We start from the raw sequence: 25001 nt of genomic DNA, 5'->3' as shown, positions 1-25001 counted from the left end.
CCTCCTACGACCAAAAGTGAAGAGCATTTATCCCCGTTGGTGATAATTGAATCGGCCTCCTTTTCAACTTATTCATAATCTCATAAAGTTTTTTCGTGTTTTGCATTGTATAAGATACTTTCATCGCTAGTAAATAGGGAACCTCATCATCAGGAAAATCATCCATAAACATCTGACTATAAAACTGCGATTTTGCCATATCCCCTATTTCCAGATCACAATTTATTTTATCAACAAAGTGCTTTTTGCAACGAATAGGGCTTTCCAGCAGACGTTCCAGAAGCTCTGATAACTGGAGCCGGTATTTCATTTTAGTCTCTTGATCAACCATATTACTGTCTACATAATTTTCTAATATTTCTGCATACCTATCCATTACTTCATAATCGGTTGGATTCTCTTCAATTCTTTTAATCAGTCCGTGAAGAGAGGTAACAAATTTCTTCTGGATTTCCATAATAGCAATAGCAGCATAATGCGCTGTTTCCGTGTCATCGCTTTTAGTTGCTTTATAGAGGATATCGATATTGTTTGTTCCATCTTTCAAACTATCAATAAGCATACTTCTTTTATGGTGATTATCATTGGAAAGCAAGACTTCCTGGAGCGGGATAACATTGATTTCCCGCTCTACATCTATCTTGCTGCTTGGAAAAGACGAGAATAAAAACACCTCATTGCTTTCCCAGCTACTCTCTTGTTGTATATTGTTCGACCTTTTAAATAGCAAATAAGAAAGGGCATATCCAAGAACCGGGATGAAGGTTATAATTATCGCTTTAATCACCCTATTTTCTCTCTTTTTCCACATTAAATAGCTGACATGGCCGAGACAAAAAAGATAATACAGAATGAACCACTTAAACATTGGCTATCACCTTATGAGACACTCGATTATTTACGCCTTTATTTTCCATCAAATGCTGATGCTCAAAAGCACATTTCAAAGATGAGGAAATTAAGTCTCCTACAGTGTTTAATAGGTTAATATAAAATAAGGACAGTTGTTCAAAACCTAACCCCTCCACAGAGATCACACCTGACACTGTGCCATTTACACACACTGGAACGATTACTGATGGGGCCGCCTCTTCCAATGTTTTGTTGACAAATGTCTTCCCATTTTTTAAAACATAGTTAAAATTCACTTCATGCTCTAACTCAATGATTTCCTCTGGTTCAAAATTCTCCGATTTCTCCTGCAGTCGTAATTCACCTGTTGAGGAGTTATAAATATAGAAAGCGACTTTTTTTGTCTTCAGTATATTTTCAACAGTATAAATCGAAGACTCATAGATTTCACGCGGTTTAAGACTATCCAAATCCTTCATAATTTTAGATATCGTTCCCACACTATTATCTGTATAGAGAATTTGGTTTTGAAGTTCTTCTTTTACCTTTATTGCGTCCTTGTATGTTGTATGTAAGAACTGATATTTTTCCTTAATCTCTGCTGCCTCATTTTGATGATTAACAATAAGGGCTTCCTTTTTGTCCAGTACATAGCGCATTGCCATTCCGGCAAATACGTACACACTCACATGCACAAGTGAACCTGGGTCAATAAGCATAGAAATAATATCTCTTCCCAATGATATATTTTCAGCCACGAACCAGACCGTTGCCATGCCAATAGATAATACCGATTGAGACTTGCCAAGTAAGAAGGATGCCATGATAATATATACAAATTGATAGTCGACTATATAATAGTGGACATCCACCACAGCACTGACTAAATAGACCAATACGAGCAACCCTATATTCTCGAGAAATGGCAGTAAATAATTATACCGATTAAGCCACTTCGGCATTTTTATTTCTCTTTTCTTTTTTTCCTTTTTTGGGACAATCTTATTTCCATTAAACCAATGGTAGGTTTTTTCCAAACCGTCCTTATATGTATGAAATGGTTCCCAATCCAAATCATTCTTAATTTTTGTATTATCCAGGCGTGAATGCTTTATATCCCCTTGCCGTTCATTTTCATAGTTTACATTCTTTATGTCAGCAAGTTCTCCGATTGTTTCAATTAGCTGATTCACACTGATCCCAGTATTCGTTGATAGGTTGTAGATCCCTGATAGGTCTTTTTCAACTCCCCTGTAAATGGCTTCTGCTACATCTTGAACATAGATAAAGTCCCTTGTTTGCTCCCCATCACCGTAGATAGTTAAATCTTTTCCTTGAGCAACCCTTTGGATAAAAATCGAGACAACTCCACCCTCGCCAATTGTTCCCTGTCTTGGACCATATACATTTGAAAAACGATAACAAAGAGTATCTAGGCCAAAGATTTCATTCCACTTTTCGCAATACATTTCGCCAACCCATTTATTCAATCCGTAAGGAGATACTGGATCACATTGCGAATTTTCCCTTAATGGTATTTCTTCATTCAATCCGTATACCGCAGCTGATGAAGCAAAAACAACTTTATTTGCTCCATATTTCCTTGCAAGACTGAGCATATTTGAAATACCGAGTACATTGTATTTTGAATCAATATAGGGGTCATCCATCGATACCGCCACATTTACCTGTGCAGCCAAATGAATCACAACATCAAACTTAAACTTTTTAAAAATTTCCTCACACTTTGGGTCTTCTGCATTAACTTGGTAGAATACATGACTGAATTTTGCATTTTCACTACTGCCTGTAGATAAGTTATCTATAATGTGCACCTCATGGCCTTCCATAGCAAACATCTCACCAACAAAAGAACCAATAAATCCATAGCCACCAGTAATTAATACTCTCAAGTTCTCACCCCAAAATTTAGTATTGAGTCCTATCTTGAAAATGACCTGTATTTGAATAGCTCATATCCATTGCATCTTTAATACTTAACGACAACTGTTTTGATTCCTTTGATTCTGATTCTCCTACCCAGCAGAAGCTTCTTAAGCATGTTAATTAATGGTTTCTCAAGATGAGAATGCACGAGACATCCGATACTGACCATAATGATAAAGAGAATTATGCTTAAAACCCATCCCTCCAAAGCTTGGTAAACATAATACCTGCTAAACATTTCATTAAAAAAATCCAATGACATATTATGTGATAAATAGATTGAAAAAGCTGCATTTCCTAAATAGTTCAAGTATCTTGGAATACGTATATCCTTCTTAAGATCTATTGATGCAATCCCTATAATAAGAAGAATGGACATAAAGCCAGTCCCAAGATCAAAGTTGATATCGTAAATGGGATTCAATGAGTTTTGCCACATAAAAGGAAAACCCAGTATGCCTGTTACAGTGAACAAAAGCGAAAAGAACCAATTGATCCTAACATGCGTTACAAAATATGCGGCACACATCCCTCCAAGCAGGATAAGATTAATCTCATTAAAAATAAATCCAGTAATAAAATTGGTAACCGGAATGTAACCAAGGAAAACGGCGACACACATTCCTCCCCAAATGGCTAAAATGGCTTTTCCTAACCTAGGCTTTGGCATGAATGAAAGAGAAAACATTAAATAAAAAAGAATCGTAAATTTCAATGACCAGGCAGCAATTAGAATTGGAGGATCGTCACTTGGATTTGGACTGAGCAAAAAAGATGAAATGATTGTACCAAGCTTCGTTTCATGTCCTGCTCCATACCATGGATACAAAAGTAAAAAAGGTAGCAAAAGCAGCGTTAAAATCCAATAAAGCGGATATATTCGTATAAACCGATTAATAAAGTAATTCTTCAATTGTTTCGGTTGGCCAAAATTGTTGTGGTAAACGTAATACATCATAAAACCCGAGAGTGCAAAGAAGTAACTCACCCCACCCGACATAGGAAGTTGATATAATCCAAGCAAATTAAAATCATAGTATTCATGCATGGATAAAGATAAGTGAAATAGCATTACCATAATAGGTACGAACGCTCGGGAAAATTGAACCATACTTAATCTCTTTCTTACCATAAATCCCCCCCCTAATTAAACTAATTGTTTACCTAGACTTAGTGATTTTGTTCTCAATAAAGAACTCGTTTCCTAATGATATGCCATATTGTAAAATCTTACAATATTTTTTTACTCTTATTTTTTACCACTTGAGTAGGATGACAGCATCTAAAATATATTAAAATAAATTAACAACCTGACCTCTTTCTATTGAGGCTTTCTCCTCTCATAACATTTAAATCGTTTAGGATCTTTTTATGTTTATTTCACCACTTCAAACTCCGTAAACTCTTTTATCTCCTAATCTTAGAGCAGCCCTTCATATTTCGAAAAAATTGTCGAATTCAACGGTAAAGAATGAGCAATGTATTTTAACGGTTTCATTTTAATAATCCTTTCAATATAGCATAGAAATAAATCTTCTCTCCAAATTCAGATCAGGATAAATTTTGTTCCTTTTTTAACTTAATAATGCTAAATTCCATTATCAACAAATATATACATACAATTTTACTCATATAACGAACAAATCGATTCTCAGAGAGCATCAAATTTAAGCGATAATGCCACACAACCTTTCCATTAATTTCTAAGCCATTTATACTATTCTTGGTTTTCCATTAAAAAGATTGATTTATACACTTGTATTAATCAACCTTTAACTATTGGCAATTATTCGTTCTATGTAATTTAGTGATACTTTATGTCGTATATAATCGAGAAAACACTTGAAAAGCTCCTCATAAAAAGCCGAATCATGAATCGTTATCTTTACAAAATCCTCTATTATTCTAAAAACAGATACATGCCTTACTTGAGTATTGGATTGAAGAGGCTACCTTTATTTAATGGCAACACAAAAGGATATTTAACCTTTTTCTTTAAGAGCAACAATCTATGCGAAAACAGCCAATTATAAAAAAGAAAGCGAAGGTAATCCTCCGCTCCCTTAAATCCCGTTTGATTCAATGACTTGCTTGTACCAATAGAAGCTATCCTTTTTGATACGGCGTAAGTCATGTGTGCCTTCTTCGTGCTGATTAACATAGACGAACCCGTAGCGTTTTTGGAAACCATTCAACCAACTTAGTAAATCCGTGAAAGACCAGACACAATAGCCAATCACATCGGAACCATCGGAAATGGCGTCTTGAATTGCTTTCACATGAGCCCGAAGGTAATCGATTCGGTAATCATCATGGATTATATCCTGGTCCTCTACCTTATCAAATGCGCCGAGTCCATTTTCACTGATCAGAATCGGCAAATCATATCGGTTTGTGATTCGGCACAGCGCCGTTCTCAGTCCTTGCGGATCAATATTCCAATCCCAATTCGTCCGTTCAAGGTTTGGATTCTTCGTAGTTTTGTATAACCCTGGAATTCCAGAATCCTTTGAAGTCCCTTTGATCCCGGTTGTATTCATTTCACCGGCACCCACTCCACCTTCTAAAGGATTGACTTCAAAGGTCGAGGTTTGATAATAGTTTAAGCCCATAAAGTCTGGCTTACCTTCTCTTAATAAGACAAAGTCCTGCTCTTCCACTTCAGGAGCAAGACCTTCTTCAACCAAGTAGTTCCACGCGGCCTTCGGGTATTTTCCCCAAGTATATATATCCATCCACCAATGACTATTCAGCTCCTCTGCATTCTCAGCAGCTAAAATATCTTCCGGCTTTGAAGATGCCGGGTAAGCTGGACCATAGGCAAAGCTCGGGCCAATCAGTCCATCCGGGACATATTGACGGAATGCTTTGATGACACTGGCATTAGCCAGATTTGCGTGATGATTCACTTGGTAGAATAACTTCGTATCCTTTACGCCCGGTGGATGTGAACCTTGATCATATCCAAGGCGAGTAAAAATATTTTGTTCATTTAAGCTGACCCAGTATTTCACACGGTCTCCAAACCGTTTAAAACACTCCACACTATAATTTGTAAAATCCTCTACGATTCTTCTGGACTCCCATCCGCCATATTCGTCCTGAAGTGCTTGTGGTAAATCCCAATGGTACAAGGTTAAGATAGGTTCAATTTGATACTTGTGCAGCTCATTAATCAAATCATCATAAAACGCGAGACCCTGCTCGTTGATCTCATCTCTTCCATTTGGAAAAATACGCGGCCAAGATACAGAAAAACGGTACGCCTTTAACCCCATTTCTGCCATTAAACGGACATCTTCCTTATAACGATGATAATGGTCTACTGCGACATCTCCCGTCGTTCCTTTATATGTCTTACCCGGGATACGGACAAATTGATCCCAATTACTAACCCCTTTTCCGTCTATATCCCATGCACCTTCAATTTGATAGGCAGCAGAAGCAGCTCCCCATAAAAAGTCTGTCGGAAACGGTTTTAATGTTTTATACATAATCGTTTTAGTCTCCCTTCCGTCTGAATGTTGCCTTTCCCATTTATAAACTCGGCAATTAGACTCTGGCTTTAAACCATAATGGAGTCCTTCTGCCGCTGTAAAAAATGATACAAAGCACCAATTAAATTAGAATCATTTCCAAACAGACATCTTTCCACTTTGACCGTTAATCCATCTGTTTCATATTTCATTTCGTTTAATGTTTCATTAATCTTGTCGATGAATCCCTCGCGATTACTGATTGCACCACCAATCAAAATCTTATCCGGATCCAGAATAAATTGTAGATTATATATGCCAACAGCAAGACGACGCATAAATTTGTCAATCTCTTCCTGCACCTCTGTGTCTCCATGTTCAGCAAGCTCAAAGATCATCTTACCGGTAAAAGTATCTGGTTCTCTTCCTTTTCGTTTAGCAACCTGCTTAATCAAGCCTCCTACGGCTGCCAACGTGCTATAGGTTTCTGCTGGCTGAGTTCCCAGATAGCCCTCCATCTTCATATATCCGAATTCTCCAGCAAACCCATTTCTCCCATGCCGAATTTTTTTATCGAGTACGACGGCACCGCCAATACCGGTGCCAATCACTATACAAAGATAATCCTTTACATCCTTCGCCGCACCAATCCAGCCCTCCGCCAATCCAGCGCAATTAGCGTCATTCTCCAATTCTACCGGTAAATTTGTCCGTTCCTGAAGGAGTTCTTTTATATTAGGGCCATGGATATAAGGGAGTGCTGTTATCCCCTCTATGATTCCGGTTTCAATATTCACCGCACCTGGCATACTCACCGCCAGACCTTTTATCACATATTTATTTTTAAAATCGCTCACGATCGTATCAATTGTATCTATAAATTCGGGAAGACTCTCTTTAGGAGTTGGAAGTGAGGATTTTTCAATAAAACAACCCGTTTCATCCATAAGTGCATATTTAATGGCAGAGCCTCCAACGTCAAGTACCGCATAGTAATTCACCATATAACCTCCAGCAAACCCAATTTTTCATTCAATTATCGTATCCAATAAATCTTTGTTTCTTATGGGTTAAAAATAGCTTCATACATCGAAAACATTATCAGCATCTGTGAACCTTAAAGTCTATGAAACTTCAGGATTCTCGGATAATTAATTCGGAATCAATAAATATCGGTTTTAATTGGGATCTGTCATTAATTAAATCATCGAGCATATAAGCGGATAATTTACCAAACTTTTCCTTATCCTGTTTCACCGTTGTTAATTTTGGAGAACTATAACGGCAAGCAGCAATATCATCACAGCCAATTAACCGGATATCATCTGGACAGCTTAAGCCAGCCTCTTTAATAGCTTGCAAGGCGCCGAGGGCCATCATATCTGATGTCGCAAAAATTGCTTCTGGCAGCGTTTTAGAGCGCAGGATTTTCTTCATTGCCGCATACCCGCTTTCCTCATGAAAATCACCGTATTGAAACCAGTCCTCACAAATTTCGAGTCCAAATTGATTCAGCGCCTCCAGGAAACCCTTTTTGCGAAAGATAGAAACAGGAGAATCAAATATACCGCCAATAAAACCAATTTTTTTAATGGCATGAAGGTACAAATACTCCACCACTTTTCTCGACAAGCCCAAATTATCAGTCATGATATAGCTAGCCTTTGGCCCTTTTAATTCAATATCGATTCCGATACAGGGTAGGCCGGCTAAAGCTAAAGCGTAGGTAGATTCCTCCACCTCTTCACCTGCAATAATTAAACAGCCATCCACATTAAAATGCCGGCATCTTGCTAAATAACTTCCATTATCGGATTGAAAATGTTCGTTTGAAAACATTAAAATATCGTATCCAAGTAAACCAATATTTTTTTTAAATGAAGAGATAACCTCATTAAAATAAGGATGAGTCATATCTACATTAATTCTTCCGGCATAAATTAACCCAATTAAATTTGACTTTTTCGTTGCCAAGGATCTGGCAGAAAAGTTTGGCTCATAACCGTTTTGGTTAATAATATCCATTACTTTTTTTTTCGTTTTTTCACTTATTCCCTCATAATTATTGATTACCTTTGAAACTGTACCTTGAGATACATTTGCCATTTGTGCAATATCTTTAATCGTTAAATTCATGTTAATCCCTTCTAAATTCGAGTAGTTTGGTTACCCATTTTTAGGTTAATAGGAGTTTCAATAGTTAAGCATAAATTTGGAAGGAATGTTTATTTAACTGAGCCCTCAGTAATACTCGAAATAAACAACCTGTTGAAAAATAAGAATACTAGTAATAACGGTACTGTTGCCCAAAATACACCTGACATAATCATTCCAAAGTCCACATTATGTGTATTGCTTAATTGAGCCAATGCTACCTGAATCGTATAGTTTTCCGGATCCCTTAATACGGTAAACTGCCATAGGAACTCACCCCATACTGCTGTAAAGACAATAATGCCCAATGTTGCAAATGCAGGTAGAGTAATCGGCACAATGATACTGCGATAAATTCTAAAGTTTGAACAGCCATCTAACTTTGCTGCTTCGATAAGCTCATCAGGAACCGATTTACTTATATATTGCCTCATTAGAAAGATACCCAAAGGATTTAAAAAGAATAACACCATTACACCTGGTAAGGTATCAAGCATGCCCGCCTTTGATATAAGGAAATATTGAGGGATTAAACCCAATTGAGGCGGAATAATCATCGTTAGCAAAATCGCGATAAATAGTACATTTTTTCCCCGGAACGTAAACTTTGCAAATGCAAAACCGGCCAATGAACTAATGAATAAAACAACGATGGTTACGATGGCACAAATGACAAATGAGTTCCACATTGAACCGAAGAAATCAATTTGATTTAATACCTTTTTAAAATTTTCAACTAACATATTCCCCGGTGTAAGGGTGGGAGGAATCGAGTTAAAGGCCGAGCTTGGACTAGTCGCCATTACAAACATCCAATAAAACGGGAACAAGGATAATAAGGAGGAGATGCCCAGTAAGCCATAAACTAATAGTTTGCTTATGGAAAATTTCCTTACTTTTTTATTTTTACTCATTGCCCACCCCTCCTTTTTCTTCCAACTCCAGAAGTTACGTATACATTGATTGCTGCAATCACTGAGATTAATACCAGCAAAATAATAGCTGTTGCAGAAGCAGTACCAAAGGATTGCAATCTGAAAGCATCACGATACAGGTACATAACAATCGTCATTGCCTCATCTCTTGTAAAGGCCCCCGTTCCCATAAATATTGTAGGCTCGGAGAACAACTGCAAAGCTCCTACCGTAGAAGTAAAGACCGTCAGTATAATAAATGGTTTTAACAAAGGGATAGTTATATAGCGAAACTGTTGCATTTTATTTGCCCCATCAATCGTGGCAGCTTCATACAATTCATTAGGAATACTCTGAATTCCTGCCAGATAAATGATCGTATTATATCCAACCCATCGCCAAAAGACCATAATGGATATCGCAATTTTCGTTCCCCATTCTGAACTTGCCCAGCTTACTGGATCAAGACCTGCTAAACTAAGAACATAATTGGCTAAGGAGGATTCATGATTACTAAACAGCACGCTGAAAATCAAGGCTACCGCAACCATTGATGTAATATAGGGCATAAAAATAGTGACTCTGAAGAAGTTTTTAAATCTTAGGAAGGCTAGATTTAACAGATAAGCAAAAATGATTCCAAACACAATTTGCGGAGCCGTGCCCATAATGCCCATAACAATCGTATTATAAACAGCCTTCCAAAATAGAGGGTCTGTTAAAACAACCTTAAAATTATCCAACCCCACTGAGACCATGGGACTGAGACCATTCCACTTTTGAAATGCTAAATAAATACTGAAAATCATCGGATACAAACCAATAATCGCAAAAATGATAAAGAAAGGAGCAATGTATAAATAAGCGGAATACATATCTTTTTTTGCCTCAGACCTAGCTCGCTTCTTTTTAACTTTGATTTCGTTCATACTAGGATTCGCTTTCACTGGATCCATTTCTACACCTCTTTTCTTATCAAAGATGGGAGCGGCGCTTCTACGAAAACCACGCCGATTCCCACCTTATTAGTAATCTATTGAAATTACCGGTTTAATAAGCCTTTGGAGCGTTTAACAGCGGCTTTCCATTCTTTTTCAGGATCCGTTCCTTTATTTTGAACGTTCTTTAAGCCATTCAATACTTCTGAATAGATTGGGAAGTATTTTTCTCCTTTATAAACAGCCCCACTGATATCCTGTGCTGCTTTTGCAAAAACAGGTGCTGTTGCTTGACCGCCAAAGAATGCATCTTCATTTGTTTTGAAAGCGTCCATTTCATATACAGATTGTGCGGAAGGGAAAAGTCCCTTGTCTTGGAAGGATTTCAGTTGATTGTCTGGAGAAACTAACCATGAAGTAAATTTATATGCTTCTTCTGCATTTTTCGTTTCGCTTGGTATGGAGATGAATGAACCACCCCAGTTTGCCGCAAATTCAGATGGCAATGTCGCAACTCTCCATTTACCGGAAGCTTCTTGCGCATTCCCTTCCATCCAGCCTTTTAACCAGCCAGCCCCTAACTCAGCAGCAAATTCACCTTTATTTACAGCATTTGCCCACTCCGGTGACCACATTTCAAATTTACCGACAATACCCATTTCATTCAATTTCACAGCATAATCATAAGCTTCTTTAACGGCGTTACCATCCTCTTCAATCAATAACTCCCCTTTAGAATTAAGGAATGTTGTCTCTGCACCATCCAAGTAAGCTCTGAATGCCATTTCGATACTATCTATAAATACCTTGCCTGTTTTTTCCTTCACTTTCACACCAGCTTCTTCAAAAGCTTTTGGTGAATTAATCAGCGTGGCCACTTCTTCAGGATCTGTTGGAAGACCTGCAGCTTCAAATAAATCTGCACGATAGTATAAGGCTTTCGGTCCAATATCTGTTGGCAGACCAATCAAGAAATCCCCACTATCATTCTCACCTGTTTTCCATTTCCAATCTAAGTACTGATCCTGAATATCTTTTGCACCAAGATCATATAAGTTTTCAAAGCGATCCTGTGCTGCTTTAAAACGGTCCAGTTGGTCAATTTCCAACATTGTGATATCAGGCGCTCCGCTTCCAGCAGATAAAGAGGTGAATAAAGCATCATGATGATCTGCTGTTTCAGCTGCTCTTACTTTAATGGTGACGTTAGGATTTTCCTTCTCATATTCCTTCGCAAGATCCTCATAATTCGTAGCTCCGAATGTCCAGAAATCCAGGGTAACTTTTTCCCCACTTTTACCACCGTTTGAAGAAGTCTTTTCTTCATCCTTACATGCTGCCAATGACAGCGCCAGGACCGTTGATAATCCGATCGCAGCTAATTTTTTAAAGCTTTTCAATTGTAAAACCCCCTATAATAGTTTGGTCAGACCATTATCCAATGATGTTGCAATAAAGATAAATTTTGATTCTGTACTGGCTCAACCCCCTTTGCTATATTAATCTTTAAAAAATGATAATAGCACTACCGTTTAGAAACCGGTTTCCAAAAATATTTAAATCATGTCATTATCAGAGAACAGAAACCGCTTTCATTAGTGATTATAAATCGACTATTCTGAAAAATCAACCATTTATTGGGAATATTGCCCATTATTTTGGAAATCGCTTTCGTAATTAATTTAGATTAAATATTCTTTTGTTTAATCTAGATAAGACTTGGAAGTATCGTTTCTCTTTTATCTTGATTTACTACAGTAGATTAAAGCTTTTATTCTTTTATTATTGGAAAGTTAACCAATAAAATTTAGCAATTTTCAAGAAATACAGTACTATAACTTGTCCTTAGTGGGGCAACATCCCATAATAAGTACCAAATAACAAAACATACACCTTCCTTTATTTCACAACACCATAATAATAGGTCAATAGAGTCAATTTATGTTAAAATTACACTTTATAGATAGGAGGATTTTAAATGGCGAAAAAGAAAGTATTGGCTGTAGTAACGAGCCATGAATATATGAAGAATGAAAAAGATAAAACAGGTTTATGGTTAAGTGAACTTGTACATTTTTATGATTGTTTAAAATTGGCAGGATATGAGGTTGATATAGTTTCCACAAAAGGAGGAAAAGTACCACTTGATCCGAAAAGCCTTCTCCCTGTCTTGCTGGATAACAGGACAAAGGAATACTATCTAGATCCGTATTTTATTAGTAGATTGGATAAAACGACCTCGATTGACGAGATTAAATCTAATGAATATGGCTGCATCTATTTTGCCGGCGGACATGGTACAATGTGGGACTTCCCAAACCAATCCAGCATTCAAAAATTGACTGCTGAAATATATGAAAAAGGCGGTGTCGTTTCGGCTGTTTGCCACGGACCTGCCGCTTTATTGAATGTGGAGTTATCTGATGGGACTCATCTCTTGGAAGGAAAAACAGTCACCGGTTATACAAATATGGAAGAAACAATCATGTTTGCATCACATAAAATACCATTCAAGCTTCAAAATGAGTTAACAGCTAAAGCTGGAAAATTCACAAAATCAGCCGTTCCTTTCACATCACATGTGGTGGAAAATGAGCGAGTGATTACAGGACAAAATCCACAAAGCGCCCGAGCAGTTGGCGAGAAAACGTTACATTTCTTACAAAATCAAAAAAGATATTAAAAAATGTCGATTCAAACTCCAAACCTTTGTTGGAGTATTGAATCGACATTTTTTTAATTTACATAGGTAATACATACAAAAAGATAGATAAAAAGTGCAGAATAGAAGCAACCAATACCATCAGATGCCAAATCGCATGATGATAAGGAAACCCTCTCCATACATAAAAGATGCTTCCTACCGTGTATAATAAACCGCCATACACAAGCATCATTAATCCAGTTGGAGGAACTGCCATTTTTAATGGCTCCCATGCTACAACAATTAACCAACCCATGATGATATAAATCACGGTAGAGAGAACGACAAATTTTCTTAGAAAAATGGCTTTAAAAACAATTCCGGCTATAGCCAAAGTCCAAATGATTGTTAATAAAGCATAGCCTGTTTTTCCACCAATTGCTATGATTGCATAAGGTGTATAGGTCCCTGCAATAAACAAATAGATAGAGGTATGGTCAAAGAATTCCATAATCACTTTGACTTTGCCTTCAGGAAATGCATGAGTCAGAGTCGAGAATGTGAATAGCATCAACATCGATATTCCATAGACCAAAACAACTGATAGCCTATCGCCCGCTCCATTCGTTAAAGAAAAAACAATCATTAAAATGAGGGCCGCAAAGGATAAAGCTGCTCCTATCCCGTGTGTAATCGCATTGACGACTTCTTCTTTCTTGGTGTAAGTATAGACTCGATTCATCAAGAGACTCCTTTCCATGTTTTTATTTGTCTATTCCCGTTTTTTTGCTAAATTAATACCTTTCTACCTATTTTTTTAAGATTTAATTCTTTTAAAAGATATGGCCAAACCTCCATAATATCTGTTGCTAGCATTGCACTCGGTTCACGTTCAATGGCCCAATATTCTGACGATTTTCCATGAAGATAAACCCCATTCGACACGGCTGTTGTATAGTGTGAGAATGGTTCAGTTTGACACAGTAATCCTAGAATAATTCCAAGCAATGTGTCTCCAGAACCTCCTTTTGAAAGACCGCGATTTCCCGTTTGATTGATATAGCCAGTTCCATCTGGAAAAGCGATAACCGTATTTACTCCTTTTAAAATAACTGTTACCTCATGTTCAATAGCAAAATCACGTGCAACCGAAATGCGGTTTTCATTGATCCACTTAGCAGATAATCCTGTAATACGAGCCATCTCTCCTGGATGAGGTGTCAATATAACCGGTGCCGGACGCCCTTTTGGATACTCTCTTTTTTGCAGGGCAGCTGCATCTAAAATAAGAGGCAGATCAGGTTGATTCAATAAAAATTGAACTTTATCCTCCAATTGTTCATCCAAATCCAAACCAGGACCGATTGCTGCTGCTTTCATACTGGATAACTGTTTATTTTCTTTTAATTGTTGAAGCGAGTGATACCAATAGGTTGCTTCAGGAAGTCTCTGACAAACAATTTGTGCTACACTTTTATCTGTTGCGATCATCAGTTTGCCGATTCCGGAACGCATAGCACCGAGCCCAGACAGAAGTGCACAGCCTGGCATTTCTTCACTGCCAGCAATTAATAATCCGGTTCCAAATGAACCTTTGTGCGGATTTTTTGGTAAAGCAGGCCATGTTTGTTTAACATCTTCCTCTGTCCATACTCTCCAGCCTGATTGCTGAACCAATCCAATATCCAACGATTTGACTGTCCCATAAAACTCAGCCGAAGGCACTAAAAAAGCTGAAGGTTTAACCCCATGTAAGCATAATGTGTAATCCGCTTTAAAGGCGGTCACTACATTACCTCTATCTGCTTCAACACCCGATGGAATATCAATCGCAATTTTCACAGCCTGTGATTGGTTCCAGTAGGCAAGCACTCGATCTGCCTGGCTGGAAAATGGCGGTTTAAACCCAATTCCAAAGAGCCCATCTACCAGAACATCATATTCATTTTCAATCGTTTGGGTGTATGGGTATCCACAAGTAATAAAATAAGAAAAATGCTGTTGTGCAACTTCAGACTTTGGCAATCCAAACGGCAAAATAAGCGTTGCCTTGTAACCGTGATTCAGCAATAATCTCGCAAGGACAATTGCATCGCCTCCATTATTTCCTTGCCCAGCGATGATTCCAACTTCATCTTCCCTCTTGATCAAACTGGATACTTCTCTGAACAAAGCCTGTCCGGAGTTTTCCATTAAAGTAAAGATGGACAGCCCATCCGCTTCAGCTTTACTGTCGATTTGTCTGATATCATTCGAAAAATAAATATTCATCATCGACCACCTCTCTTCTTATATTTTTAGTATACAACAATAGGAATAGGAAATTTAAACGATATAGTAAGGTAAGAAATCTAATCTGGTTTGTCGAAAAGGTTTAGGAAAGTGGTAACAAAGGTGCTGAATAGGTGGGTCATAGATGGTCTATAGCCGGGGAATATCTCCTTTCCCTCACCTTTCCTACACCTTTACTCCACCTTTGACCCGGTATAGGTGCATCATAGGTGGTCTATAGCCGGGGAATATCTCCTTTCCCTCACCTTTCCTACACCTTTGACCCGGTATAGGTGCATCATAGGTGGTCCATAGCCGGGGAATGCCTCCTTTCTCCCACCTTTCCTACACCTTTGCTCCACCTTTGACCGGGGATAGGTGCGGCATAAGCGGGGCATAGCTACTCCTAAAATCTCCGGTATAAGTTTTCGATAGCTTTTGAAAATAAAATAGTCAGCTCCACAATCGGAACTGACATTTGCTTACCCATCAACTTCGAGTAAATAACGTACCTCCTTTGTCCAGTTTCATTTCATGGAGTTGATAACACGATATACTTATTTCCTTCCACGTCTGTTCTAGAGGATTATAAGTATCAATTTACTTGGAAAAATTAATTAAATTATCACCGAGATTCAGAATGACGATATGATTCTTTTCGATTGCTTTTCTTCTTGATTCTGCATTCACTTCATCTGATAGTAAAATAAGATGTCCCTGATCTGTTTGCGGTAATCCAGCCTTCTTTAGATTTTTTTCAGTAGCCTCATATAAATGTTTTTCCCTGTTTGACACATAAAAGATTTGGATTCCCTTCATATCCGCATATTGAAGGAACTCTAATGCACCGGGCAGAGGTTTGGCATTTGCTTGGTTGACCCATGCCTCCCATTCTTTATCATTAAAGGAGCTGTTCTTTTGAGCTAACCGAGCTAAAAAAGGGCGGTTATTCAGTACGTCTTCATCTAAATCTAAAATAATGGCTTTATCCTCATCCGTCTTTTGTTGCAGAGCTCGATCGAGTCTTTGTTTAGCCACTTTAAAACCTTTGCTAAATGACGCATCAGCCGTAGATTGTTGGTACCTAAGAACGTGCATGATATTTTCTTCTTGATGACTCATATTTGGACTAGCTTCTATCCAATTTATAGGTAAATTTAGCCAAACACTAAATACAGCAATAAGTAAACGTCCTTTTCTGATGCCACTCTTTTTCATTCCAATCACCTCTCAAACAGTTTTTCCAAAGACTTTTCATTTCATGAAAAATTTATATTGGAATAGCGAATGTGCTTAAAGAAAGTAGGTATTAGGTACGAAAAAAAGACCTCATTTGAGATCTTTACTGATTGATTTAAAATTTTCTTTCCTTATTAAAACTCCGTAAAATGGAACATTTTATTAGTCAAATTTTCCAAGATAAACCTATTTTCCAGAAATTATGTTAATCTTTAATCAGATTCTTTATTATGAAGAGTCGAATATAAAAACTATTTATCTCGATTAGGATATATTTCTAGGGATTCATAAATATAGAGGTGATATTCTTGTTTAAAAAACCATTTGTTTTGTTGATGACCGGTATCATTCTTGTTTTATTTATAACCGTATATATGAATAAAACTCTGAAGGATCATAATGTTCAAGCCTCCAATGGTTATAACTTAAATCAACTTATCAGGATTGATGTGGAAGTCCTTAAAAAGGATGATGCTTATGAAGAAATTAATACGATTACAGATGAAGGAACCATTGAAAAATCACGTGAGATATTTCAACAAATCACATGGAAACCAAATGGAGAAGCTAAGTTAGCTGGACCCGAAGATGTAAAATTAACCTTATATTTTAAAAATGACAAAGAAAGTACTGAACGATTAACTGAATATCTCTTATTCTTAACCTCGAGCAATGATTCGGCAACTATTATTAGTGACCATCCTAAAGAAGGGCTCGGTACACTAGAAACAGATGCAAAGAATTTATCAGATCTTTTGCTCAATAAATAAACAGAAACTTAAAAAAAAGCGGGGAATACGGTACCGCTCCTTAAAAGTTAGTTCTACTCTAACTTTTGGGATATGACACCTTCCCCGCTCTCTTTATTAATATTGATTAGTCGTTTTATGTCGTTCCACTAATTTTTTTAATGATTGAATCTGCCCTAAATGCATCGCTTCATGGCTAAGTAATAAGTGAAACAATTCGCTTTTTGTACTAATACCAAACTTTTCAAGAGGACCAGTTACCTCTTCTCTCCAGAATTCCTCAGGTAAATCTTTAATTCTCTTTTCCTGAGATTGATAATTAGATTTAATATCATTCAAAGAAGGTGCACTTCTTTGCCAATATTTTGGCGAAGTTCCACTACTGAAAAATTCTCCATATAACTCAGAAAGCGGTGAACTGCTGCCAGGATAGCCAAACAAGAAGGATTCAGCACTTACCAGTACATGCCCTAATTGCCAGCGAATCGTATTATTAAAACCTTCTGGTTGAAGATCAGCTTCTGCTTCAGATAAATCCTCTAAAATGTCCTGCAGCTTGCTTCTGGTCATCTCAAATTGTTTTTGCATACCAGTCGTTTCCATATATTCCCCTCCACTTATTCTTTTTGCCCTCACAAGATATGGGTTGCTTTCTTTTATACCCTATCTTTCCTGGAAAAAAACAGAAGTGAAGCGGCTTATTTGACTAATAATCATACAAATTGTTAGCTGGTTGTTTGCTTTACCTTATTTCTATTCAATTCTTTTACAAAGGACTCCAATTCCTTATGTCCCCCCTGATGCAACAAACTTACAACCTTACTCCCTACAATAATACCATCACAATAGTCATACAATTGATTGGCCGTCTTTGCATTGGATATCCCGAATCCCGCATAGATTGGACAGTCCGTATTCTGCTTAAGTTGTAGGATTTGTTCTTTAAAGGCCTCATCATTCAACTGCGCCTGTTCTCCTGTTGTCCCATTTACCGTTACTGCATAAATAAAACCTTCCGCTCCATCACAAAGCTTTGCCATTCGAGTTGGATTTGCTGTTAAAGGTAAGAGTCTGATTAACACAATGCCTTCCTTACTGAGCTCCTTCTTAAACATCTGCTCTTCCTCCAGCGGAACATCTGGAATGATACAGGCACTAATGGAGGCTTCTCTGCACTTGGCAGCAAATGTTGAAATTCCAAGGCGTAAAACAGGATTTGCATACGTCATAATAATTAACGGAATTTCAATAATTTCCTCCGTATTCCTTAATTCATTTAATATATCCTCCAAAGTAACATCTTGTTCCAGGGCACGTAAACCTGCTTCCTGAATGCTTGGTCCATCAGCTACTGGGTCAGAAAACGGAATTCCAATTTCAATGGCGGAAGCCTCTAATCTTTCAAAGTACTTTATAGTCGCAACAAGCTGATTGAGCCCTCCATCACCTCCCATAATGTAGGGGACAAACCCTTTTTCTCCACTCTTTTTAGCCTCTGAAAAACAATCTACTAGCTTATTAGACATGCTCCACACCTCCAATTACACTCATGACGGTATCCATATCTTTATCTCCTCTTCCGGATAAACAAATTACAATAGACTGATCTTTCCCCATATCAGGTGCCCTTTTGACTGCTTCCGCTATCGCATGCGAGCTTTCGAGCGCAGGTATAATTCCTTCCTTTCTTGTTAACAGCTTAAATGCCTCCAATGCTTCATCATCTCGAATAGATGTATACTCCACTCTTCCCTCGTCCTTCAAAAAGCAGTGCTCCGGTCCGACTCCCGGATAATCTAGTCCAGCCGATATAGAATGAGCTTCCTCTATCTGTCCAGCTTTATCCTGCAGGAGATACATGAGTGCCCCATGTAGAATCCCCTTTTCTCCTTTTGAAAGGGATGCTGCATGCTCATTTGTATCTAACCCTTGGCCAGCCGCTTCCACGCCTACTAAAGTAACCTGATCATCCTCTAAAAATTCATAAAACATGCCCATTGCGTTGCTGCCACCCCCGATACAGGCAATAATTTCATCTGGCAAGCGATTGTGTAAAGCTAAGAATTGCTCCCTGGTTTCCCGACCTATCACACTTTGAAAATCTCGTACAATTTGCGGAAACGGATGCGGTCCCATCACAGACCCTAATAAATAATGTGTATCCTCAATATGACCGACCCAGTAACGTAAAGCTTCATTTACGGCATCCTTCAGCGAACAGCTTCCTTGTTGTACAGGCACTACCTTTGCACCCAACAATTCCATTTTCAGCACATTCGGTTTTTGCCTCTTTACATCTTTTTCACCCATAAAAATCACTGCTTCCAAACCAAGCAAGGCACAAGCTGAAGCAGTCGCGACACCATGCTGGCCGGCACCTGTTTCCGCCACAATTCTCGTTTTGCCCATCGCTTTAGCAAGCAGGGCCTGACCAAGTGTATTATTAATTTTGTGAGCACCTGTATGATTTAGATCCTCCCTTTTAAGGTAAATCCGCGCACCACCCAAATATTCAGTCAAATTTTCCGCATAGTATAACGGAGTCTCTCTTCCTACATAATCCTTCAAAAGTAATTGATATTCAGTCATAAATGACTCTTCCTGTGCGATCGTTTTATAGGCTTCCTCCAATTCGAACAAAGCCGGCATTAATGTTTCCGGTACAAATCTTCCTCCATATTCCCCATATCGGCCAGTTGTATCTGGATATTCTTTTATTTGATTCACTTGATTTCCCCCTCTTTTGCCATTTTTATAAATTCAAAGATTCTTCTCGTATTTTTTCTCCCATTTACCTCAACACCACTGCTCACATCAACCATATATGGATTTACAACCTCAATTGCAACTCTTACATTTTCAGATTTCAAGCCTCCCGCTAGAATGATAGTAGGGTATTCACCTCCCAGTCCTCTCACCTTTTCCCAATCAAATGCCACTCCGTTTCCACCTCTATATTCCCGTGCTGCTGCATCCAATAAAATATAATCAGCATGCTGAACATCATCAACATCTAAGTCTGCTTGAGCAGGCTTAATTCCTATCGATTTAATGATTGGCAATCCAACCTCCAAATAGTCTGCCGGCTTTTCTTCTCCATGAAGCTGAATGGCTGTCAATCCACAATATCGTGCCACTTGTCTCACCGTTTCTACCTCTTCATTAACAAAGACACCGACCCTCCAGATTTCACCTTCCAGTTTTGAGATGATTCGTTTGGCCTTCTCCGGAGTAATTCTTCGCTTACTTTCGGCGAACATAAATCCAATGGCATCCGCACCTGCTTTTTCAGCTGCCAATGCATGCTCAATGGTTTGTATTCCGCAGATTTTCACCTTCATCGGCCTTGCCTTCTTTCAATTTGTTTGATTTCTTTTACAAATTGAGCGGGGTCTAGATGCTTCATCAATGCCTCCCCGACTAGGATGGCATCCACGCCTGCATTGGCAACACGTATACAATCATCTATATTCTTGATTCCACTTTCACTAATGACAAGAATTGACGGATCGTCAATCAATTTAATTAAACTTTCAGTAACAGCTATATCCGTTTTGAATGTTTGAAGATTGCGATTATTTATACCAACCAATTGCGGTTTAAGGGATAGAGCTACCTCTAAATCATCCTCATCATGTACTTCCAGTAAAACTTCCAAATGTAGATGGAGAGCATACTCATACAATGCTTTTAATTTCTCAGGTGATAAAATCCTTACAATTAACAGGACAATACTTGCCCCCGATAAAAGGACTTGATTAATCTGAGATTCTTCCAATATAAAATCTTTACATAGAACTGGCAGATTCACATGCCTGCTTACAACCTGTAAATCATCAAAGCTTCCGTTAAAGTATTCTTTATCCGTCAAAACGGATATGCCGTCAGCTCCGCCTTCCACATATTGATTAGCTACCTCTATCGGATTGGCCAGAGAATGAATAATTCCTTTTGAAGGGGATGACCGTTTAAATTCTGCAATCACACCAAGGGTCGACTGCTTTTTGATTCGTTCGGCAAAAGTATTTTTTACCTGCATTCGTTTGATGTCATTTGACAGTTCAATTGCGGTTAATTTACTCAACTCTCTCCTCTTGTGCTCCACGATTTTCATTAAATAGGTTGGCATATATCATTGACCCCTTTCGTTTGAACCGGTCCCCTAACTTCAAGTAATTTCCGATAGACGGCACCTGAATCGATTAATTCAGCCGCATACATGACTCCTTCCTGAATCGTAGAGACTTTCTCTGAAACAAATAAACCAATTCCTGCATTTAGAAGGACTGCATCACGACATGGATTCTTTTCCCCGCAAAAGATTCCAATCATTTTTTTCGCATTTTCAGATGGCCCACCACCAGTCAAATGGATATTGTCCGATACTTTCAATCCCACCTCCTGGGGATGGATGGCTTCTTCTGTTATTTGACCATTCTGAACGAAAAATAGCTTGTTTTCGCCAGCCAATGATGCTTCATCCATATTACCCGCCCCATGGATAATGACAGCCCTCTTTCTCCCAGCCTTCAACAATACTTCTCCATATAGCTTTAATAGATTTACATCATACACACCAACCATTTGATAGGTTAAATGGACTGGGTTTGTTAAGGGTCCGATTGCATTGAAAATTGTAGGAATACCCAATTGCTTCCGAACGGCAGCGATTCTTTTTAATTTTGGGTGGATATGTCCAGCATTCAAAAATACTAAATTAGCTTGATAAATCGCTTTCCTGGCTTCTTCCTTTTGATTAATCGTATTAATACCCAATGCGTTCAGCACATCCATGCTGCCGGATTGACTCGTCATATTTTTGTTTCCGTGCTTCACCATTTTGATTCCGGCACTTGCCAAAACAAATGCTGATGCCGTGCTGATATTAAAGCTGTTACTGCGATCGCCTCCGGTACCGCAATTATCCATTGCATCCGGAATAGTTCCCAGTTGATGTGTCGATTCCTTTCGAATCATTTCTGCGATAATATACAGCTCCTTACTCCCGTATCCCTTCAATCCAATGGCCATTAAAAACGCAGCCAATTCCGCTTCTGAAACAGTTGGACTTAGCATTTGTTGTGCAGCATCCGTCATTTCACCCTCTGATAAACTCTTTCCTTTGCTTAGTATGAAAAGATACTCATTCATGAAAGACTGCCTCCTTCACAGTACTATTAAGAAAATTAGTGATTATCTTTTTTCCATAGGGCGTTCCTATTGATTCGGGATGGAATTGAACGCCGTATAAGGGATACTGCTTATGACGAATAGCCATAATCTCCTCATCATCCTCTGAAGTTGCTATAATCTTAAACTCATTTGGCAAAGTCTCTTCTTTTATAATTAAAGAATGGTATCTCATTGCCTGAAACCCTTGAGGTGTATCCTTAAAAATTTCATCCCGTGTATGAATGATCTTGGATGATTTACCATGTTTGATTTTTCCTGCTCTACATACCGTAGCACCAAACACCTGGCCAATGGCCTGATGACCCAGACAAACACCTAAAATAGGAATATGGCTATAAAAAGCTTTAATTAACTCTTTACATACCCCACTCTCCTCTGGACGCCCAGGTCCGGGTGATAAGACAATTGAAGTTGGCGCTAAGTCTTTTATTTCTTGCATCGTAAGGACGTTATTTCGTTTAATCAGGACCTCTTCCCCCAGTTCCAATAAAAGCTGATAGAGGTTATACGTAAAGGAATCGAAATTATCGATAAGTAAAATCATTCAGCCCAACCTCCTTAAATCCCGCCTTGTGAAGTGTTTCATACCATTCATTTTCCGGAATGGAATCATAGACAATGCCAGCGCCAGCCTGGAAATGAATTTGTTGATCTTTAATCACCATCATTCGGATTGCTAAGGCCAGGTCTAATTCCCCACCGTAGGAGATAAAACCAACACCGCCACCGTAAGCGCCCCTTCTTTCCTGTTCAGCCTCTGAGATTAATTGGATTGCTCTTATCTTTGGTGCACCTGATACGGTTCCAGCCGGAAGACAGGCTTTAATTGCGTCCATCGGATGAATTGCTTCGTTTAAAACACCTGTAATTTCTGAGACAAGATGGATTACATTTTTAAATGATTCAATCTCCATAAACCGTTTAATATTTACACTTTCCGGCTTGCAAATCTTCCCCAAATCATTTCTAGCTAGATCCACCAGCATGACATGTTCTGCCTTCTCTTTTTCATCCGCTATTAAACTGGCAATCTGTTCTTCGTCTTCTTGAAGAGTAGAGCCTCTTCGTCTTGTACCAGCTATCGGATTAGAGTGAATGATGCCCTGATCGATTGCTATCAATCGTTCAGGAGAGCAACCCACAATGTGATAGGTACCAAAATTAATATGAAAGTGGAATGTATCAGGATGTTCTTTCTTTAACTTCTCATAATATACTTCCGGGTCTCCCATAAATGAACCGGTCCATCGCTGCGACAAGACAGCCTGGAATATATCGCCGTTTCCAATTCTGGATTTTAATTCATTGACCGAATCAATAAATCTCTCCTTATCCGTATTGCTTTTAATTCCGTGAATCAAATACATTTCATGTCCAAAACCTTGGCTATATGCGGATAATTTTTCCCGAAAGTACTGCATGTTTTTAATCAATTCTTCCTCTGATTGTTCACCTTCATAATCTAAATGAAGATGGCTGCATTCAGAAAAATCATCACCGCTGTAAACAAAATAGTCTGTGTGATAGAGAAAGTGGAGATCCGGAATACCAACCGGATTCATTTCCGGCGAATCTATTTCTTCAAAGAGAAAACTATATGAATAACCGGCAAATCCAATGGAACCTCCTATAAATGGCAAATCAGGATAAAGAGAATCATCGATTGCAAGGGACGCTTTTATAAACTCATGCGGATTATTCACTTTCTTTTTCAGTTGACCTTTTTTAAAGAACGTACCATCTATACTCGTCATGATTTCTGCATATAGGTTAAAGGCAATAATTTTTGTTCTGCCACCGCCCGGAGATGGAAATTCAAGCACCGCTTTATATGACTCAGCGATGTCTTCTATATTTCTAAGTTTGTTCTTTTCTTCGTCTTTCAGTCGTTGCCTGGTTATGATAGGTTTTCTCAATCTAATCCCTCCTGAAAATAGAAAAATCCCCCATAAGCAAATAAAATTGCTTATGGAGGACGTATAATCGTGGTGCCACCCCCGTTGGATCTCTTTCAGATACGAGGATGAAAGAATCCATCATTTTTATATCCTATCCTTTTAACGGCGGAATCCCGTATTCCCCTACTCATCTTTCAGGGAATCACTCGAAAGCCCATTCACATAAAGCCTGCATACCGGTTCTCACCCATCCCGGCTCTCTGTAGTGCAATGTTTTTATGCTACTCCTCTTTCTTAACGTTTTATTTATTCAATTTTATCCCATACAAAAAGGGCCTCATATCCTTGTAGAAAGGACGAGAGACCCGCGGTACCACCTTAATTGATTGCTGAATTCAGCAACCCACTTTATGACAGCTTATAGAAATAACTGTCAGCCTATTATAACGATTGGCTAAATCGGCCAAGGCATACTGATTAACTCACGTTCTGCCCGGCAGCTCCGAAGTCCATTCACAAATGAAATCGTACCGATTCCCACCACCCATCGGCTCTCTAAAACTCCTTCAAATGCTACTACTCTTCATCAACGCATTCCGTTGTTTAAGTTGTTGTTAATATTAAATTAATCATTTTGAATTGTCAACCTATTCAGTTAAATATAGGTAAAACGATGCATTTTAGTCAGAGAAACCAAAAAAATGGTTATATATTAATGAAAGGGAT

The 25001-nt window shown here is 38.4% G+C and carries 22 protein-coding genes and 2 other annotated features; of the genes, 2 read left to right on the top strand and 20 right to left on the bottom strand.

Translation table 11 applies throughout. The annotated features are described in order from the left end of the window. Nucleotides 1–4: 4 nt before the first annotated feature. From AC4D4B_RS01395 to AC4D4B_RS01355, 9 genes are all read right to left on the bottom strand, one after another. Complete coding sequence (locus tag AC4D4B_RS01395; RefSeq protein WP_490998962.1) at nt 5–868, bottom strand: hypothetical protein; 864 nt, start codon at nt 866–868, stop codon at nt 5–7. After that, nucleotides 861–2765 (bottom strand): NAD-dependent epimerase/dehydratase family protein, encoded by a 1905-nt coding sequence (locus AC4D4B_RS01390; RefSeq protein WP_490998961.1) that lies wholly within the window; start codon nt 2763–2765, stop codon nt 861–863. Before AC4D4B_RS01390 ends, AC4D4B_RS01395 begins: the two co-directional genes overlap by 8 nt. Before the next feature lie 77 nt (nt 2766–2842). Next, complete coding sequence (locus AC4D4B_RS01385) at nt 2843–3931, bottom strand: acyltransferase family protein (RefSeq protein ID WP_490994261.1); 1089 nt, start codon at nt 3929–3931, stop codon at nt 2843–2845. Nucleotides 3932–4862: 931 nt separating this feature from the next. Beyond that, the gene (locus AC4D4B_RS01380) at nt 4863–6293 is read right to left on the bottom strand and encodes a glycoside hydrolase family 1 protein (protein WP_490998960.1); all 1431 of its coding nucleotides are present in this window, start codon (nt 6291–6293) and stop codon (nt 4863–4865) included. A gap of 71 nt (nt 6294–6364) precedes the next feature. Beyond that, entirely contained in the window at nt 6365–7276 is a 912-nt protein-coding gene (locus AC4D4B_RS01375; protein WP_490998959.1) for an ROK family protein, read from the bottom strand. A gap of 133 nt (nt 7277–7409) precedes the next feature. After that, a complete protein-coding gene (locus AC4D4B_RS01370; RefSeq protein ID WP_490994258.1) occupies nt 7410–8411 on the bottom strand; it encodes a LacI family DNA-binding transcriptional regulator in 1002 nt (333 codons plus the stop codon). Between the two features lie 89 nt (nt 8412–8500). Further along, nucleotides 8501–9343 (bottom strand): carbohydrate ABC transporter permease, encoded by an 843-nt coding sequence (locus tag AC4D4B_RS01365; protein WP_490998958.1) that lies wholly within the window; start codon nt 9341–9343, stop codon nt 8501–8503. Next, complete coding sequence (locus AC4D4B_RS01360) at nt 9340–10299, bottom strand: carbohydrate ABC transporter permease (RefSeq protein WP_490998957.1); 960 nt, start codon at nt 10297–10299, stop codon at nt 9340–9342. The genes AC4D4B_RS01365 and AC4D4B_RS01360 overlap by 4 nt, the downstream gene beginning before the upstream one ends. Before the next feature lie 86 nt (nt 10300–10385). Continuing rightward, nucleotides 10386–11681, bottom strand: coding sequence for an ABC transporter substrate-binding protein (locus tag AC4D4B_RS01355; protein WP_490998956.1), 1296 nt, complete (start codon nt 11679–11681; stop codon nt 10386–10388). Nucleotides 11682–12259: 578 nt separating this feature from the next. Here AC4D4B_RS01355 and AC4D4B_RS01350 point away from each other — a divergent pair. Then, nucleotides 12260–12964 carry a type 1 glutamine amidotransferase domain-containing protein gene (locus AC4D4B_RS01350; RefSeq protein ID WP_490994255.1) on the top strand — a complete coding sequence of 235 codons (705 nt, stop codon included), beginning with the start codon at nt 12260–12262 and terminating at the stop codon, nt 12962–12964. A gap of 58 nt (nt 12965–13022) precedes the next feature. Here the strand turns inward: AC4D4B_RS01350 and trhA are convergent, their stop codons facing one another. From trhA to AC4D4B_RS01335, 3 genes are all read right to left on the bottom strand, one after another. Beyond that, nucleotides 13023–13667, bottom strand: coding sequence for a PAQR family membrane homeostasis protein TrhA (gene trhA / locus AC4D4B_RS01345; protein WP_490994254.1), 645 nt, complete (start codon nt 13665–13667; stop codon nt 13023–13025). Between the two features lie 47 nt (nt 13668–13714). Beyond that, nucleotides 13715–15196, bottom strand: coding sequence for an NAD(P)H-hydrate dehydratase (locus AC4D4B_RS01340; protein ID WP_490994253.1), 1482 nt, complete (start codon nt 15194–15196; stop codon nt 13715–13717). Between the two features lie 600 nt (nt 15197–15796). Further along, on the bottom strand, nt 15797–16414 hold the full coding sequence (locus AC4D4B_RS01335) for a 5'-nucleotidase, lipoprotein e(P4) family (protein ID WP_490994252.1): 618 nt from the start codon (nt 16412–16414) through the stop codon (nt 15797–15799). A 329-nt stretch (nt 16415–16743) separates the two neighbouring features. Between AC4D4B_RS01335 and AC4D4B_RS01330 the strand changes: the two genes are divergently transcribed. Beyond that, nucleotides 16744–17205, top strand: coding sequence for a hypothetical protein (locus AC4D4B_RS01330; RefSeq protein ID WP_490998955.1), 462 nt, complete (start codon nt 16744–16746; stop codon nt 17203–17205). Between the two features lie 96 nt (nt 17206–17301). Here AC4D4B_RS01330 and AC4D4B_RS01325 read toward each other — a convergent pair whose 3' ends face one another. The 8 genes from AC4D4B_RS01325 to AC4D4B_RS01290 all read right to left on the bottom strand — a co-directional run bounded on the left by AC4D4B_RS01325 (nt 17302) and on the right by AC4D4B_RS01290 (nt 24293). Continuing rightward, nucleotides 17302–17787 (bottom strand): DinB family protein, encoded by a 486-nt coding sequence (locus tag AC4D4B_RS01325; RefSeq protein WP_490994250.1) that lies wholly within the window; start codon nt 17785–17787, stop codon nt 17302–17304. A 122-nt stretch (nt 17788–17909) separates the two neighbouring features. Next, nucleotides 17910–18710, bottom strand: coding sequence for a tryptophan synthase subunit alpha (gene trpA / locus AC4D4B_RS01320; protein WP_490998954.1), 801 nt, complete (start codon nt 18708–18710; stop codon nt 17910–17912). Then, complete coding sequence (trpB, locus tag AC4D4B_RS01315; protein ID WP_490999051.1) at nt 18703–19902, bottom strand: tryptophan synthase subunit beta; 1200 nt, start codon at nt 19900–19902, stop codon at nt 18703–18705. Before trpB ends, trpA begins: the two co-directional genes overlap by 8 nt. A gap of 5 nt (nt 19903–19907) precedes the next feature. Then, nucleotides 19908–20525 (bottom strand): phosphoribosylanthranilate isomerase, encoded by a 618-nt coding sequence (locus AC4D4B_RS01310; RefSeq protein ID WP_490998953.1) that lies wholly within the window; start codon nt 20523–20525, stop codon nt 19908–19910. Then, nucleotides 20522–21313, bottom strand: coding sequence for an indole-3-glycerol phosphate synthase TrpC (gene trpC, locus AC4D4B_RS01305; protein WP_490998952.1), 792 nt, complete (start codon nt 21311–21313; stop codon nt 20522–20524). Before trpC ends, AC4D4B_RS01310 begins: the two co-directional genes overlap by 4 nt. Further along, a complete protein-coding gene (trpD, locus tag AC4D4B_RS01300; RefSeq protein WP_490998951.1) occupies nt 21298–22335 on the bottom strand; it encodes an anthranilate phosphoribosyltransferase in 1038 nt (345 codons plus the stop codon). The genes trpC and trpD overlap by 16 nt, the downstream gene beginning before the upstream one ends. Beyond that, entirely contained in the window at nt 22328–22921 is a 594-nt protein-coding gene (locus AC4D4B_RS01295; RefSeq protein WP_490998950.1) for an anthranilate synthase component II, read from the bottom strand. The genes trpD and AC4D4B_RS01295 overlap by 8 nt, the downstream gene beginning before the upstream one ends. Continuing rightward, nucleotides 22902–24293: an anthranilate synthase component I family protein gene (locus AC4D4B_RS01290; protein WP_490998949.1), complete on the bottom strand. Its 1392-nt coding sequence runs from the start codon at nt 24291–24293 to the stop codon at nt 22902–22904. The genes AC4D4B_RS01295 and AC4D4B_RS01290 overlap by 20 nt, the downstream gene beginning before the upstream one ends. Before the next feature lie 52 nt (nt 24294–24345). After that, nucleotides 24346–24582 (bottom strand) — a binding site (T-box leader). Nucleotides 24583–24624: 42 nt separating this feature from the next. Then, nucleotides 24625–24874 (bottom strand) — a binding site (T-box leader). Nucleotides 24875–25001: the final 127 nt, after the last annotated feature.

It is taken from the genome of Pradoshia sp. Z6_59 (assembly GCF_058267515.1).
This window is presented reverse-complemented; position numbering and strand designations above follow the sequence as displayed.